At 33.6% G+C, this 16,527-nt stretch carries 19 protein-coding genes; 4 read left to right on the top strand and 15 right to left on the bottom strand.

The window, feature by feature from the left end:
- Positions 1-62: 62 nt before the first annotated feature.
- The 9 genes from BAQ44_RS06865 to BAQ44_RS06825 all read right to left on the bottom strand — a co-directional run bounded on the left by BAQ44_RS06865 (position 63) and on the right by BAQ44_RS06825 (position 6,302).
- Positions 63-929, bottom strand: coding sequence for a hypothetical protein (locus BAQ44_RS06865; protein WP_061678283.1), 867 nt, complete (start codon positions 927-929; stop codon positions 63-65).
- 254 nt (positions 930-1,183) lie between these two features.
- Positions 1,184-2,314, bottom strand: a complete 1,131-nt coding sequence (locus BAQ44_RS06860) for an N-acetyldiaminopimelate deacetylase (RefSeq protein ID WP_071721329.1) — start codon at positions 2,312-2,314, stop codon at positions 1,184-1,186.
- A gap of 60 nt (positions 2,315-2,374) precedes the next feature.
- A complete protein-coding gene (gene dapD, locus BAQ44_RS06855; RefSeq protein ID WP_061678285.1) occupies positions 2,375-3,097 on the bottom strand; it encodes a 2,3,4,5-tetrahydropyridine-2,6-dicarboxylate N-acetyltransferase in 723 nt (240 codons plus the stop codon).
- Positions 3,098-3,168: 71 nt separating this feature from the next.
- Positions 3,169-4,053, bottom strand: a complete 885-nt coding sequence (gene ccpC / locus BAQ44_RS06850; protein WP_061678286.1) for a transcriptional regulator CcpC — start codon at positions 4,051-4,053, stop codon at positions 3,169-3,171.
- Between the two features lie 141 nt (positions 4,054-4,194).
- Positions 4,195-4,638, bottom strand: coding sequence for a cyclic-di-AMP-binding protein CbpB (gene cbpB, locus BAQ44_RS06845; protein WP_016086509.1), 444 nt, complete (start codon positions 4,636-4,638; stop codon positions 4,195-4,197).
- A 169-nt stretch (positions 4,639-4,807) separates the two neighbouring features.
- Positions 4,808-4,999, bottom strand: coding sequence for an antirepressor AbbA (gene abbA / locus BAQ44_RS06840; RefSeq protein ID WP_000818083.1), 192 nt, complete (start codon positions 4,997-4,999; stop codon positions 4,808-4,810).
- A gap of 108 nt (positions 5,000-5,107) precedes the next feature.
- The gene (locus BAQ44_RS06835) at positions 5,108-5,626 is read right to left on the bottom strand and encodes a ribonuclease H-like YkuK family protein (protein ID WP_000896653.1); all 519 of its coding nucleotides are present in this window, start codon (positions 5,624-5,626) and stop codon (positions 5,108-5,110) included.
- A gap of 74 nt (positions 5,627-5,700) precedes the next feature.
- Positions 5,701-5,850 carry a hypothetical protein gene (locus tag BAQ44_RS30975; protein WP_071721327.1) on the bottom strand — a complete coding sequence of 50 codons (150 nt, stop codon included), beginning with the start codon at positions 5,848-5,850 and terminating at the stop codon, positions 5,701-5,703.
- Positions 5,851-6,065: 215 nt separating this feature from the next.
- Positions 6,066-6,302 (bottom strand): YkuJ family protein, encoded by a 237-nt coding sequence (locus BAQ44_RS06825; RefSeq protein WP_000055151.1) that lies wholly within the window; start codon positions 6,300-6,302, stop codon positions 6,066-6,068.
- A gap of 233 nt (positions 6,303-6,535) precedes the next feature.
- Between BAQ44_RS06825 and BAQ44_RS06820 the strand changes: the two genes are divergently transcribed.
- A complete protein-coding gene (locus tag BAQ44_RS06820; RefSeq protein ID WP_000717880.1) occupies positions 6,536-6,772 on the top strand; it encodes a glutaredoxin family protein in 237 nt (78 codons plus the stop codon).
- A 110-nt stretch (positions 6,773-6,882) separates the two neighbouring features.
- Here BAQ44_RS06820 and BAQ44_RS06815 read toward each other — a convergent pair whose 3' ends face one another.
- The 3 genes from BAQ44_RS06815 to fadH form a co-directional block, all read right to left on the bottom strand.
- Positions 6,883-7,371 (bottom strand): DUF3993 domain-containing protein, encoded by a 489-nt coding sequence (locus tag BAQ44_RS06815; RefSeq protein ID WP_061678288.1) that lies wholly within the window; start codon positions 7,369-7,371, stop codon positions 6,883-6,885.
- A 182-nt stretch (positions 7,372-7,553) separates the two neighbouring features.
- Positions 7,554-8,771 (bottom strand): EAL domain-containing protein, encoded by a 1,218-nt coding sequence (locus BAQ44_RS06810; RefSeq protein WP_000564301.1) that lies wholly within the window; start codon positions 8,769-8,771, stop codon positions 7,554-7,556.
- A gap of 254 nt (positions 8,772-9,025) precedes the next feature.
- Positions 9,026-9,790, bottom strand: coding sequence for a 2,4-dienoyl-CoA reductase (gene fadH, locus BAQ44_RS06805; protein WP_063260470.1), 765 nt, complete (start codon positions 9,788-9,790; stop codon positions 9,026-9,028).
- Between the two features lie 244 nt (positions 9,791-10,034).
- Between fadH and BAQ44_RS06800 the strand changes: the two genes are divergently transcribed.
- Positions 10,035-10,895: a metallophosphoesterase gene (locus BAQ44_RS06800; RefSeq protein ID WP_063260471.1), complete on the top strand. Its 861-nt coding sequence runs from the start codon at positions 10,035-10,037 to the stop codon at positions 10,893-10,895.
- A 94-nt stretch (positions 10,896-10,989) separates the two neighbouring features.
- Positions 10,990-11,226 (top strand): hypothetical protein, encoded by a 237-nt coding sequence (locus BAQ44_RS06795; protein WP_061678291.1) that lies wholly within the window; start codon positions 10,990-10,992, stop codon positions 11,224-11,226.
- A 175-nt stretch (positions 11,227-11,401) separates the two neighbouring features.
- Here BAQ44_RS06795 and BAQ44_RS06785 read toward each other — a convergent pair whose 3' ends face one another.
- Entirely contained in the window at positions 11,402-13,510 is a 2,109-nt protein-coding gene (locus BAQ44_RS06785; protein ID WP_071721325.1) for a polyphosphate kinase, read from the bottom strand.
- 107 nt (positions 13,511-13,617) lie between these two features.
- Positions 13,618-15,165, bottom strand: a complete 1,548-nt coding sequence (ppx, locus tag BAQ44_RS06780) for an exopolyphosphatase (RefSeq protein WP_376749164.1) — start codon at positions 15,163-15,165, stop codon at positions 13,618-13,620.
- A gap of 168 nt (positions 15,166-15,333) precedes the next feature.
- On the opposite strand from ppx, the gene BAQ44_RS06775 reads away from it, so the two are divergent.
- The gene (locus tag BAQ44_RS06775; protein ID WP_000804861.1) at positions 15,334-15,792 is read left to right on the top strand and encodes a YkyB family protein; all 459 of its coding nucleotides are present in this window, start codon (positions 15,334-15,336) and stop codon (positions 15,790-15,792) included.
- Positions 15,793-15,823: 31 nt separating this feature from the next.
- Here the strand turns inward: BAQ44_RS06775 and BAQ44_RS06770 are convergent, their stop codons facing one another.
- Entirely contained in the window at positions 15,824-16,486 is a 663-nt protein-coding gene (locus tag BAQ44_RS06770) for a YkyA family protein (protein WP_063260473.1), read from the bottom strand.
- Between the last annotated feature and the right edge of the window lie 41 nt (positions 16,487-16,527).

The raw sequence follows: 16,527 nt of genomic DNA, 5'->3' as shown, positions 1-16,527 counted from the left end.
GAATACTATGTATTTTTATTGTAACATACTTTAGATTTGCTACAAAAACCTGTATATCATTCTTATTTTTGTTTTTGCATATAAAAATACTGTTGTAAATAAAATGCGATACTGAAAATTAACATACCAAATACAAATATATTTCCAAATGAACTAAATGTTTCAAAAACGAATAATAACGTTTCTTGTCCGAAGAAAGCAAATAATAATTGTGTAAATGCGAATAGTAATGCCAATATATAATGATGTTGATGGAATAAATAATGTGTTGCGCCTAAAAAAGCGATAAACGAAATGATGAAAATCCACCAATTTTCTAAAAATAGTTGCCAATTAGTAAATTGATATCCATTTACTAATATCGCAATAATCCCTATAACCGCCATCGTTGGCACACTCCAAAATAATGCTCGTCCTCTAAAGAAGAGAGTTCCTTTAACATCACCTTTTTCATGTGCAATGTATGTTAGTACTACCGTACTTATATACAAAACTGAAAGAATTGTTAAAACGATAATAAGCCAAAAATGCAATTGATAATACTCATGCTCTATGTTTGTCACGATAGCCGCTAACATACACGGGATTAGCATTCCAGTCCAACCATCTACTTTTCTTTCATTCCAAAACACCGTGTTACCAATCCGTATTCCTAACAACATAAAAATAATGATACCTAGTACAAATAATGTCGTTTTATTCCCTACTAAACTCGTTGAGAAAGCAATCAATCCAATAAATAAAAAAAGCACAAACCCATTCATAATTTCTAATACAGGTGATAAATATCTCTTCACCCATTTATATGTTTCGTCATATTCATGATTATCTACTAAACGGTAGGCATAAAAACTTATCCCAAAATACACCGCCGCAATAATTACATACGCATATAAGACGAAACACAAGATTGCACTGCTAATTTGCACGTAATTCCCCACCCTTTTTTCTATGTTTCACATTGATTTTACACACTTTTTACACGAAATGTAAACATATATAAGCTAGTTAACTAATCATCTTCTCAATAAGCGATAATGAATAATGAGCAGCGGCTCAAAACCACTGCTCATTACTTTATCCATTTGTATGCCGATGAATATCCAAAACAAATATAAAAGATGTTTCCATCTTGGAACTAAAAAGTACCCACTTTAAATTTTTGCAAATTTGGCGAGCAAGTTTACTTTCTAGTCCCTTTCCACTTCACATATTGACCTAAAAATGCGATAGCTTTCTCAATAGCCTCTTCATCTGGTTTTAATTTTGCGTGGTGTAAACCATATTCTGAATTTACCCCAAGCCAAAACATAAAGCCAGGAATCTCTTGAAGCATATAACCAAAATCTTCTCCTGTCATTGCCTCAGTACATGTAATTACATTCATATCAGTTTGTTCACTTACAAACTGCATAAACTCTCTCGTTAATGCTTCATGGTTATATACTTGATGATACATCGCCCCGTAGTCAATGGCGGCTTCACATTGAAAGGAAGCTTCTATACCTGCAACAATTGCCTCAATCCTACTTTTAACACGACTCATTGATTCCACTGATAACGTTCGGATCGTTCCTTCTAACCGAGACTTTTCTGCTATGATATTTTGAACTGTACCACCTGTTATTTTTCCGATTGTAATTACTGCACTATCAAGTGGATTCACATTACGACTAATAACGGATTGAAGTTGTGTAACAAGGTGACTTGCTGCAACAATCATATCATTTGCAGTATGCGGGTAGGCTGCATGTCCACCTTTCCCCTTTAAATCAACATATAACTCTGATGTATTCGCAAATAATAGCCCCTCTTTTGTCGCAATTGTTCCTACAGCATATTCAGGTGCAATATGAAGGCCAAGAATTATATTCGGCTTCCATTCTTTTAACTCTTCACTCTCTAACATAGGAAGAGCCCCTCCTGGACCTTCTTCAGCTGGTTGGAATAGAAACACAAGGTCATCATCTATTCTTTCTGTTACAGCTGCTGTTAGAAGGCCTAAACCGATTGTTGTATGTAAATCATGTCCACATGCATGCATCATTCCTTCATGAATAGAAGCGAATTCATATCCAGTTTCTTCGGTAATTGGTAAACCGTCTATATCTGCACGATAACCAATAATTTTTTCTGGATTCTTTCCATTTACTTTAACAATGACACCCGTTTTCCATACTTTCACTTCCACATACTCATTCGAAAGCGTTCCTATGTAATCTAAAATATACTGTTGTGTTTTCCACTCTTTAAATCCAATTTCCGGTATTTTGTGTAAGTCTCTACGTATTTGAATGAATTTGCTTACTGCCATTTTTGCACCTCTATCTATAAAAAGCGTAAGAGCCAGTTATGCTCTTACGCTTTTTTGTTTTTATTTCTCTGGGTTTAATTGACGAAGCTCTTGTTTAATTTCAGTTTTTGCTTTTGTCTTCTCATCAATCTCTTTAATTACACGTGCTGGAGTACCCGCAACAACTGTATATGGAGGCACATCTTCTGTTACAACAGCGCCTGCTGCTACAACTGCACCTTTACCTACTGTAACGCCTTCTAACACAACTACGTTAGCACCAATTACAACATCATCTTCAACAATAACTGGTTTTGCTGACGGCGGCTCAATAACACCTGCAAGTACTGCACCCGCACCTACGTGACAGTTCTTACCAACTGTTGCACGTCCACCAAGTACCGCGTTCATGTCAATCATAGTACCTTCACCAATTACAGCACCGATATTAATTGTTGCATTCATCATAATAACAGCGTTGTCGCCGATTTCAACGTGGTCACGAATAATCGCGCCTGGCTCAATACGAGCTTTAATACCTTTTAAATCAAGCATTGGAATCGCAGAATTACGACGGTCATTTTCAACAACGTAATCAACAATGTGCTTGCTATTTTCATCAAGAATTGTCTTAATATCAGACCATTCTCCAAATAATACACCAGACTTTTTATTTACAAATGCTTGTACCGTTTCAGGGAATGTTACTTCTTTTAAATCCCCTTTTATGTATACCTTTACAGGAGTTTTCTTTTCACTTTTTTGAATAAACGAAATAATTTCGTTAGCGTCCATCATTTTCATTCTTGTTGCCTCCTAAATCCATTTATAATGTTACTCTACCAAACGATAGAGCGAGTAGCAAGATAATAATCCTATTTTTCCATTTGAATTTCTTCTATAATTTCTAAAAACGCCCGTACTTGCTTCAATTGTCTGGCCGATTCACTCGTCAATAACCATGTTTCTCTCGTTAATTGAACAGGTGTTTTATACATATTTTCCTGTACTTCTTTTAAAACAGTAGAAGGTAAAAGAGCATAACCTATACCATTTAAAACGAGTTGTTTGCACGTCTCAATTTGATCAACCACAATTGTTCTCTTAGGCGGATTAGAAAATAAACCATACCACCAATTTTGTATTTGTCCATAATAAGTCGAATCACTTTTAAATTGAATAAATGGTCTATTTGTTTCTTTTAACATCGAAATATCTTTTATTTCTTTGTCCACTAAATAAAGTTCATCTTCAAATAATTGTTGTTTCTGACCTTTATATTCTTGTGTGCCTCTCAATATAGCAACATGAACGTCCCCTTCATAAAATTGCTTTTGCACTTCACTACTCCAGCCAGTAAACAGCGATATTTTCACAGAAGGGTATTTATGTACAAACTTCTTCAAAACGGGCGGAAGCCAATATTGACCAATAACTGATGCAACAGCTATTTTTAACGTTCCGTGAGTTTCTGTTCTAAAAACAGCTAGCTCACTTTTAATATCCTCTTCTTTTTGTAGCATCTCTTTTGCATAATTTGCGACTTTTTCCCCTTCAGGTGTAATTGTCAATCCTTTTTGCGAGCGAATAAAAAACTTCATTCCCCATTGCTTCTCCATAGATTGTAATCGTTGACTAAGCGCAGGTTGTGAAACAAATAAACGTTCCGCTGCTTTTCTCATATTTGATTCCTGAGCTAACACAACCATCATTTGAAAATCATCAATTTGCAACTTTCTCCCTCTTTCCTTAGCTTCCATACACCTTATCTCAATAAGCTTTTCATCCTTAATTTAACTATATACTCTTATATTTTTTATCTTTTTAAATATAATACATACACAACTGATATGCACGAAAAAAAGTGACTTCTCCGCTTCTATGAAGTCACTTTTCTCACATTATCGATTATGTTGTCTTACTTTTTTATTCAACAATTTTAAAATAGCTCGACGTGTTAAAATCCCCTCAAAATATCCCTCTTCATTAACAGCGCAAATAAAAGGATGATCAATTGTCATTTCTAAAGCTTTCGCAAATGAATCTTCTAACTTAAGAACCGGAATGTCTTCCTTCATCACCTGTTCTACTTTCATTTCGTCAAGTCTTTCAAACTCAATGCGCTCTAGCCCTAACATACCGTCTAAAATCATAGCAGTACTAATTAACCCGTGCAATTTATACATCGGGTCTAAAACAGGTATCGCCGAATATCCAGATTTCACAAGAACGAGTAAAGCATGCTCTAAACCATTCCCCATTTGGACATGTGCTACTTTTTCTGATGAAATCATTAAATCTTTCACAAAAATTTGTTGAAACTCGTCTTTCGGAATACTAATCATGTTACATCCCCCATCTTCCCTTTTTCCTACTTTTAATCACCGACTCTATTCACATTTTATGATAGCGTTTTCATATTATTATTTTGTCCTTACTTTATTTCAATAAAAACAAAATTACACAGCTATTTTAGCATACAACACAAAAAAAAGACTACCATTCCGGTAGCGCTTAATACCCCTTATTTTTTAATCTGTAAAATAACCTTGTAATTTTTTTATATTGCGTCACATCTGTCCGTTTTAAACCATTCTCAATATCTGTAAGTTCCACAGCTAAAATTTCACTCGCATAATTTTGCTGAAATAAAATATCTAGTAACAAACTCTCTTCTTCTTCTGTTAAAACAACTTCCCTTTTCATATACCCCTCTCCTTATACTCGCATCGTTACTCTTATTATATAAAATTTCCAGCCTATTTAATAGATGTAATATTCAGTTTTTAGTGAAAGATATATAAAAATTGTTTTTTATTTCGTATATCGATTTGCATAACTAAACGCCGCATAAGCATCTGGCTTAATTTTTGCAGTTAATCCCATCGCTTGAATTTTCGCTGTCATATCTAGAATAAATTCTTTTGTTAAACCATCATTTCCGATATCCAAGTGAATTTCCATTATAAATCCAGCCCCATCTTGAGCATATGGATGCAATAAATCCCATATTGTTTGTATATGTTTTGGAGTAAATAGGCATGCGATTTCTTGGCTAAACTGCGTCTCTAAATATATTTTCTCACGTAAAGTTGCTGGCTTATCTTTCACTGATTTATGGTGTAAACACCCCCAGGCACCTTTTCCAACGCGATGAATATGAATTGCCGTAATAAACCTCGTATCCTTTTGATGTGCTTGTGAGTCTGTCCCAATAGATAAGCGATACAAATTTCGTGGATCCTTTTCAATGAAGCTACAAATACGGCTAAAGACCATATCAAAATTTAAATGTCTCTCTGAAACATTATAAAATGTATGTTCACCGGCCACATAGTCACGTCCTTTCAATTAGACAGACTTTTCGTATTCTCATTGTATGGGACAAAAATAAAAATTATAACTTCCTATCCTTTATTCGTTTCAATATTTCGAATTATATACTGGCAAACTTGGCACGTATAAATTACATTTTGATTCGATTGAGCCGTTAATACATGAATAATCTCAGCAGAATTGTGACATTTAGGACAAATCACAACTGGTAAACGTTCCATACAACACACCTCCTCGTTATCTTTATCACGCTTTTGCTATCTGTAAACAACTAATTGGTGATGGCTAATAATCAGTATAGGACGAAGAATCCCTACTGATTACAATGTTACTTTATTACCATTGTAGGAAAAATGAAAAATCCCTATACATATATCCTAAAAAGTAATAGAACTAAAAAAGGTGTTGCCATATGGCAACACCTTTTTTATATGTATCAAGAAATGATATCGTAAATCTCAATTGCAACCATGTCGATATTATCGAATTGATACACTTGAGGTTTTTCACCTTGTTGATACACTTCTAACTCATACATTTCACTTTTATCGAAAAATTTCACGCTACATTTGCGCTCACCGTTCACTTCAAAATAGCGTTGTGCTACTTCACCGCTTTCAGCTTGTTCTTGTAGACTAACAAGTCGAGTTAAAATTCCTTGGAGTAGAGACATGAAATCTCTCCTTTCTCTGATCTTCCTACCAATAGGTTTTACAGCTATACTCATTCTATCCGTCATAACAGAAAAAATGTTCCACAGTCTAGGATAAAGGTTATTGGCCAGAAACTCAACTAAAAATTTGTCGAAATGCGAAGGAAAAAACAGAAAGAACATCTTTTCCCTTCTTTATTGCGATTTTTATACTGGAAGAATATAATAAAAAACAGAAAAAAGGAGGAATTACAATGAAAAAAATTGAGGTTTACACACAACCTGATTGTCCGCCATGTGTCATTGTGAAAGAATTTTTAAAGCATAATAACGTTGTATATGAAGAATTTGACGTAAAAAAAGACGCTGCTGCACGCAATCGTCTTTTATATGACTATGATTCATATTCAACTCCAACAGTTGTAATTGATGGAGAAGTTGTTGCTGGTTTTCAAATTGAAAAATTACAACAGCTACTCAATATTGAATAAGAATAGGTGAAGACCTATTCTTATTCAATATTTGTGGGTAGTAATAGCCCAATTGGTGCAGGCTATTACTCAGTTAGAAGTGAATATCCCCCACCAATTAAAATTTTACTTTATAATTGTTGTAATCTTTTTATTTCAGTTAAAAGTTCTTGACTTTCATGATATCCAGCCATTTTCCATTTCCCTTGATCTCTTTGCAATGTTACAATTTGATATTGTCCACTTTTTGCCCGCTCATATACATATAAAATTTTATGCTCTTCATCATATGACATTTTCGTTTCTGAATGAAAAGAAAACGGTGCTTCTTTTGCCGGAAGTAAATATTCACCACTTTGTTTATCACTTCTACTATTTTCATCTGTAAATACTTGAAGGAAATTCTCTGTAAAATATGGTGATAACGTTTCTATCATCTTATTCATCGGCAAATGCTTCCCACGAATTGAGAATTGGGTTTCATAGCCTTTTTGTATCGTTGTAAACACTTCTTTCTGATCGATTTTCACTTCCTCTTTACCTAAAACAGTTGTGACACTATAACCAACTAGAAAGGCAACGCATACAAATAGAACTAACCATATTCCATATTTCCTCATTTTTTCACCTTCCTTTTAAGAGAACTTGTCTTTGTAGTATTCATTGTAACAATGATTATGCCAAGAAAGGGCTGGTTTCGTTCGTAAAATCTTTACAACGATAGACAGCATTTTCATCACCATTTTCACTATTACCAATTTATGATAAAAACAAACAAAAAATGCACGAATCTCTTCGTGCATTAAAATAAAACATCTTCTTCATATAAATATTCATACGATAAATCTATAAATAAAAAGTTTTCATCATCAATTGGGAAAGAAAATGTTCGTACCATCTCACCGGTTTCAATATCAGCATATAAATCTGAAAGTCTTGCCTTATTCTCAAAACGCATTTTCATAATATTTTCTAGAAAATACGGACGCCAACTCCAGTTTTTCATATAATACTCGGGCATCACAATCCATTCCCCATCTTTTTTCATAACGTTTCCTGATTGTTGGAAACCATCTTCGTTACAAATAAATATGCGGAAACTATACTGTGATACACTTTGGCTAAATTGTAATAACCAATCATTTATATCTTCATTCTTTTTCTGTTTGGCTAGAACATCACCAATTCGATCACGTAACATTTCTGTTAAATTATAAATTTTTTGTAATTTCTTCTTCTCATGTTGAATAAATTGATGACACTCATTACCAAGTCGTTCTTTCAAAACGTTCGTTTCAATAAAATCAGGTAAGCACTCTTTCAAATAATTCCCTTGATAATATCTACCACCGTTTTTCCAAGCATATTGTAGTTGATAAAAAGCATCTATCTCTTCATACAACAATGTCGCACCAATTCTTCTAGCAAGTAATGATAAAGAATATAAAATATCTTGATAAGATTGTAAAAGTGCAGTTTGCCTTAAGTTTGTTAAATCTACTTTTAAAATATCTGGCGCTAACACGCTAATACGTTCTAAATTACTTGTACCCGTTCCGACTTTATTAATCGAAATTTGAATACCATATGTACGATAATACATAAGCAAATGATTAAATTGCTCTATATCTTCTTTGCATTCATGTTCTGTAATTTCTAAAACAATGTGTTTCAAATTTAAACCTTGCTCTTCATACATCAATAAAAGTTGAAGTAAACTTTCATCATCATCGTTCATTAATACGTTAGCATTCCGATGTATAAATAATAATAGTTTTTGATCACTTTCTAAATAACGATTTAAAGCTTTTTCTACTATAATATTGTCCGCTTCCAGTTGAAACTCACTTGGAATAGAATCATCATGAAAGAAAGAAGCTAAACTTTGTATGCCCTCTTCTGTTTGAATACGTCCTACTACTTCATATCCGATTACAGTATGCTCATCAGCACTAAAAATAGCTTGATAATAAGGAAGGACTTTATCCAAGTTACTCATTACATCTAATGCATCTATCAACGTGCTTCCCTCCCTTTACTTTTCAAAAATTATAACATGATATTTACGGAAAAATAATAAAAAATCCCTTCAGTTTTCCTGAAGGGATTAGAGGGGTAAAATGCTAAGGGGAATTAGCAATTCTACTATGAAGAAAAAAGAGGTCTTAAATATAACGTATATATGACCTCTTGTAAACACCTTTCTTTCATATGTCACAATTCCGTCACATTTAACCGTAGAAAAATGAATTAACATTCATTTTCTCATCCCTTTTAAAATGGATATTGATGTAAATGTTGTCCTCCATCCATTGTCATGCAAGTTCCATTTATGTACGCAGCTTCATCTGAACATAAATAATAAGCTAAACCTGCGATTTCTTCTGGCGTACCCAGCCTTCCAAGCGGAACACTTTGTATCGTACGCTTAGCCATTTCTTCTGAAATCCATAATTTATCAGCACCGCCTGTACGTTCAATTGGTCCTGGTGCGATAGCATTTACTCGTATTCCATATTTACGTCCCCACTCAACAGCAAGCGTCTTCGTCATTGCTAATACTCCAGCCTTCGCTGCAGCCGAATGAATAACTCCTGGACCTGCATCCCATGCATATGTTGCTACCATGTTAATGATATTCCCTTTTATACCTTTTTCAATCCAATATTTTCCGACAGCCTGGCTACAGTAAAATGTACCATTTAACACAATATTAATGACCGAATTCCAGCCATTTACGGATAAATCTTCTGCTGGACAAATAAAGTTTCCAGCTGCATTATTTACTAAAATATCAATTCGTCCAAACTTCTCATCAATCTGTTCAATCATTTTCTGAATATCGTCCGTACTCCTTACATCCATTTGTACAGGTAATATTTGCCCTGGAAATTGTTCAATTTCCAACTTTGTTTCCTCTAGTTTTTCCTTTGTACGTCCTGTAATAACAACTCGTGCCCCTTCTTTTGCAAAACGAATTGCCATTCCTTTTCCCATTCCGCTTGATCCACCTGTTATAATAACTACCTTTTCTTTCACATACATCCCCTCCAAAAAATGAATACACATTCATTTTATCATTTTATTTGATAGAAATCTTTATATTTTTAAACTTTTCTGATATTTTAACGTAAAGAGGTTTCTTTTCATTTGTTTATTTCGTAATCTATACTACTTTTTTATTATTTAAAATATATTTTAAATAAACTGAAAGGAGATTTGAGTAACCTGCAAATGTAACAAACATATGTAATATAAGTCAAATAGGTATACTCATATTTTTATGAAGAAAATTACAAGAAGAGATTTTTTAAAAGTTGGCATGCGCACTTGTCTATATTCATTTATAACCACTAGTATCGGATACTATTACGCTAAATATATTGAGCCTCATTTACTCGCTTTGACAGAACATACACTTACATCACAGCTCATACCAAAAAGTTTTCATGGTATGAAGATTCTTCAATTTAGCGATTTACATCTTGGATACTATTTCTCTCTCCAACATTTATCTCAAATCGTTTCTAAAATTAATGATGTAAAGCCAGATATTGTTCTTTTTACTGGTGATCTCATTGATAATTATCAAACATATACTGACACTCCTTTCGTTGCATCTATTTTAAAAAATATACAAGCACCCTTCGGTAAATTTTCTATTTATGGTAACCACGATCACGGTGGATATGGGACGGAATACTACGAGCACATCATGCGTGAATCTGGATTTGAACTATTGCTAAATAGCGAAAAGAAAATTCGTCTACTGGATAATAGTGAAATCTCCATTTTCGGGCTCGATGATATACTACTAGGTAAACCAAAAATAGAGGAGACACTACAGCACGCAAGGGAACACACTTATAACATTGTTCTTGTTCACGAGCCAGATATTGCACCTCAAATAGCGAAGTATCCAGTTAACTTGCAACTTTCTGGTCATAGCCATGGCGGACAAGTACAAATTCCTTTTGTAGGCGCTATCATTACCCCATCACTTGCTAAAAACTATGTTGAGGGCTTCTATACGATTCAAGATTTAGCTCTCTATGTCAATCGAGGCCTTGGAAGAACACGTGTCCCATTCCGATTTATGTCAAAACCTGAAATTACGATTTTCACGCTCCAACATTCGCAATAATTCGCCTATTTTCTTACATATCCTTTCTTGTACGCGCTCATCCACGTTTCATTTACCATATGATAAAAGTGAGTCCAATAAAGGAGGTTTGTTCATGTATCCATATTATCAACCAATCCCAGTCCGTTCAGCACCTATTGGTCCAGTAGGCGACTCACGCTTCTTTCCGTTTTTTGGCGTCCCATTTCTAGCTGGCATTGCTGGTGGACTGCTCGGCGGAGCATTGGCTTTCGGTCCTAGACCGTATTACCCACCATATCCACCACCTTTCCCACCGCCAACACCTTTCCCTTGTTATGGTGGACCTTGTCAACAACCATACTATTATTAATGTACTGTAACAATTCTACCAATGTTATTCCCTCTCTTGACTAATCTATAATCTATTAACATGCTTACAATAAAAACTATTCTCTCTACAGATTCTTCTATTTAGAGAACGTATAATAAGTAGAGAACAAAGTAAAAAAACCTCTTTTTTTAAGAGGTTTTTTTCTTTGTTCTCATTATTCAGCATCCGTGTTTTGATACGCCATCTTAAACAACTTCACTTGGCTATCAATTTCTTCTGTACTACTATTAATAACATAATAATAATCACCAGTTTTATTTTGTTCACGCGTTTTCACATTATCAGCTAATGTAAGCTGTAAAATCGCCTTAATTCTCGCCTTCATTTCAATATCTAATATCGGGAAAGATATTTCTACTCGTTTTTCCATATTTCGCGTCATCCAATCAGCTGAAGATAAATATATCTTTTCCTCTCCATTATGATGGAAATAATAAATTCGGCTATGTTCTAAATATCTCCCGACAACACTAACTACCCGAATATTTTCACTTACATTTAGAATACCAGGCCTTAAACAACATGTTCCTCGAACGATGAGCTCTACCTTCACTCCAGCTTGTGATGCTTCATACATTTTTTTTATTAATGGCTTATCTGTTAATGAATTCATCTTAGCAATAATATATCCATTTCCATATTGCCTATGATAACGAATTTCTTCATCTATTAAATCCATAAATTGCTCTCTTATATCAAATGGTGCAACCGATAAATGATGAAAATGTGGCTTTGTTGTATAACCACTCAAATAATTAAAGAAATTTGTTGCATCGACCCCAAAGTCTTTTCGTGATGTAATATACCCGAAATCAGTATATAACTTTGCTGTTGCGTCATTATAATTCCCAGTCCCAAGATGTACGAACCTTTCGATTTTTCCGTTTTTTCTTCTTACAACTAGTGTAATTTTACTATGTGTTTTCAAATGACTTACACCGTAAATAACGTGACAGCCTGCCTTTTCTAATTCTTTAGCCCAATGCACATTATTTTCTTCATCGAATCTTGCCTTTAACTCAACTAATACCGTCACTTGCTTTCCTTTTTCAGCCGCTACTTTTAGCGCCTGAATAATCGGCGAATCCCCACTTACTCGATATAATGTTTGTTTGATCGCAAGTACATTCGGATCGTCTGCCGCATCACGGACAAAATCAACTACTGGCTGAAACGATTCAAAGGGATGATGTAATAAAATATCATGCTCAATTGCTTTTTCAAATACATCTTCCGCATCCCCTAAGTCTTGAGGCCTTTGCGGAATAAGAGCCGGATATACTAAATGTTCATATAAAGGAGCTAGTTTTTTATATAAAGAAAATAGACATGTTAAATCTAGCGGTCCATCCATTATATACACATCTTCATCTTTTACTTCCAACACCTCATATAATAATGCTAATACTCTTTCATCAATATGCTCTTTGCCAACTTCTAAACGTACAGCAGCTCCCCACTTACGCTTCTTTAATTCTTTTTCAATTACCTTTAATAAATCCCTCGCACCTTCTTCATGAATTGTTAAATCCGCATTGCGTGTAATACGGAAACGAGTAACAGATGATACATTATATCCTGTAAATAATTTATGAGTAAAACCACTAATTACATCTTCTAATAAAATAAATTTATGCTTTTGCCCTTCACTCGGTAAAAATATGAAACGTTCAAGTAATGAAGGAACTTGTACAATTCCTAACTTTGTACGGTTTTCCTCCTCCACTTGTTTCTCATCATATAAAAGAGTAGCTAAATTCAAACTTTTATTTAATAACATTGGAAATGGACGATATGCATCGATAGCTACAGGTGTTAAGACTGGGAAAATTTGCTCATCAAAATACTCTTCTATAAATTCTCTCTGTTCCTTCGTCAAATCATGGAATGTTAAACGCTCAATTCCTTCTATCTCCAGCGCTGGCAACACATAATTTTTAAACGTATTATATTGTACAGTCATTAATTCATGGGCCTTTATCGCAATTTTGTTTAATTGCTTTTTTGGTGTTAATCCAGCCTTATTTTCTGGTTGGTTAAACCCAGCACTCACTTGATCCTTCAATCCTGCCACGCGTACCATAAAGAATTCATCTAAATTTGAGCTGAAAATGCTAATAAACTTTAATCTTTCCAAGAGCGGATTCGTTTCATCCTGTGCTTCTTGCAGTACACGTTCATTAAATGCTAACCAACTTAATTCTCGATTATTGTAATAAGCTGTATCATTTAAATTAACTATATTCCCCTTCAACATTTCCATCCTCTTCACACTTCCCTTGAAACTTTTTTACTATAATTTAGTTACTTTCATTTTAGCAAATTACAATATTCCAAAGTGTTAATTTTTTGTAAAGACATCCGTACAACTTAACAGTTTGATTCGAAGGATAAGTGAATAGTCGTTTTCAACACTCTTTCCAGCTGCTTTTTTTGCTTTTCAGCTTGCACTTTTTCCGCTAATGCCGATTGCTCACATACAATTGTAAATGTTAATCCCTCTTTACTATCTGTTATAGATATCGATTCAACAAGCGATCTTTGCCTTATATTTAGAGCTGCTGAAAATTGTAAAACAGCCCCTAATAGACGAATTTTTTTTTGTTCATTTTTATCGAACCATCCTTCAAATGGGGACAAGTGTTGTTTAAATAACATTTTTGATTTATAAGACGCAATAAGCGCTAATCTAACTCGCTCTTTATGCATCATACCATCGATTGTTTTATTCGCTAATAAATAAAACGTATGTAAGCGGCTCGCTTCTTCGTCTATATATTTACCTATATTAAATACTTTCGCCGCTTGATGGAATACTTCCCAGTCTTTTTCTGACATAGAAATTAGCCCTGTTTCCTCAAGCTGTTGACAAATCAATCTTCCATGTTTAATAAGCTGAATTACAAATTCCATATCCATTTCATATTCATGTGATAATAAATGCAGACTTTCTTCGACTACGTTCGGATAATATGAAATCCCCAAATCTTTTGTCAACTCTTCATAGAAAACACCTTCTCGTAACCCTTTTCTACTTAATACAAATGCTGGTGCCTCTATAACATTAACAAGCGTATGAAAAACTTCGACTGCTGGAATAATTGTATCTGCTCGATCTTTTGCCAATCCTTCCAATTTTTGAAGTTCTATGAACGACAATGCTTCCAATTCTTCTTTCACATGTTTAATATCTTCTTCTTTCATTTTATATAAATGTACCCCTGCTATAGGATAACAAATTAAATTTTGATGGATTTTCACTAAGTTCCTCGCACTACCACCAATTGCAATAAGAGGCAATTTCTTATCAATTAACCATGGTAATGTTCGAAATTGATATTCTAAGTACGTTTGAATCTTTTCCAATTCGTCTTTAGTAGGTATATCCTCTTTAATAAATTGTTGCTTTAAAGAAAGTGCTCCAAAAGGAAAGCTATGGTACTCTAAAATTTCTCTATTTCGAAAGTATGTAACTTCCGTACTTCCTCCACCAATATCTACTGTAACTCCTTCAGAGAACGAAGTTGAATTCATAACCGCTAAATAGCCGTAACGTGCTTCCTCATATTCTGATAATACTCTAAGAGTAAAGTCTGTTTGTCCTTCAACAAGCTTTTTAATAGCCTCTTGATTCTCGGCCTGTCTAATTGTTGCTGTTGCAACACAAAGTACATGATGCAACTGGTGGAATCGTGTACTTTCTTGAAATTGAAATAATGTTCGTAACAACACGTCTATTCCTTCTTCAATCAACACACCATCGATTAAATAATTCCTTAACCGAGCAACCACTTTCGTATTTTCAATCTCCTTATAAAAACCTCCGTTTTGCTTTTCATAAATAACTAAACGCATTGTATTAGATCCAATATCTATAATGGCATATTGCTGTTTTAATATTTCTTTCAAACTTCTCACTCTTTCATTATCAAATTTCTAAAGCACATTCTATTACTATTATACAAAATAGTTGTTTTTTGTAACAATATTGCTTTAATATTGAAAATATATACAATCACTTTTTGCATATAATAAAAATCTATTTTATTTATGTTATAATAATGAAAAATTGAAAGGAGATTCCATATGAAACCTTCACAACCACAATCTCAATTACAAAACCAACATTCTATTAATCGACTAGCTCAATCTATTTTCGTTGTGAATCGTCATGCTAAAGCTGCAACTAATCCGAAGTATTTATATTGGTTAAAAAAGACGGCTTTAGAACGCTTAATTGCTGAAAAAAAAGCTATTAAAGAAGGATTACATTTTTCTAGAAATCCACGCTTTAGCCAACAACAATCGGATGTTCTTATCCGTTTAGGTGATTATTTTTTCCATATTCCTCCTACAAAAGAAGATTTTCGAATCCTACCACATCTTGGTCATCTTGAATCCTCCTATCGAAATCCGAAAACAAACTTATCTTTAACAGTAGCAAAAAAGACACTTCAAGATTATATTGGTCCTGAAGCACTGAAACAAGAGAAAAAATTAAGTGAACCTGTCCCATGGTATAGTCGTACTTATACAAAAAAATAAAACAGTTTGGCCAATTGTAGGCCAAACTGTTTTATTTTTTCTCTTCTTTAATTTTAATATTTGCTTGTTTATAAAAAGCTATTTTTTCTGTATTATAAGATTTCGTAAATTCATTAAACTTATCTTTTTCTGATTCAATATCTTTATAAGATTGATTTACTACTTTTACTTTTTCACTAATATCTTTTAATTTTGTACCTTTATCTTGTAGCATTGTATATAATTCTTTTTCTTGTTTTAACGATTTACCATAGCTATCATACATTTTGTTAAATGAATCATGTCGTTTCTCATATGTACTTTTCACTTTATCCGCTTGATCTTTCAATTTCTTATCTTCAATTTTCTTCACATATTTATCTGCTGATTTCACTTCTTCTTGTGCCTTATTTAAAGATTCTTTTTCTTTTGTAAGCACTTTTTCTCGTTCATCTGTATTTTTCACTGCTTGATTCAGTTTTTCCTTAACAGTTTGATTATTATCTTTTCCCTCTTGAACAATCTGGTTATATAATTCTTGTCCCTCTTTCTCTAAAGTTTCAAGTTTTTTTGCATCTTCAAACATTGTTTTTTCTTGCTTTGCAGCATTTTCAAACGCAACATATAATTCCTCTTCTGGTTTCGGCCCGAAACAACCGGCTAATAAAGTCATTGATAATGCAGTTACAATTGCTAATTTACTATACTTCAACATCTTTTCCTCCTACTTATATACGATCATCGTGTAAAAAGCTA

It is taken from the genome of Bacillus mobilis (assembly GCF_001884045.1).
Lineage (GTDB): Bacteria > Bacillota > Bacilli > Bacillales > Bacillaceae_G > Bacillus_A > Bacillus_A mobilis.
Note: the sequence above shows the minus strand (reverse complement) of the source record. Positions and strands in the feature narration are given on the sequence as shown.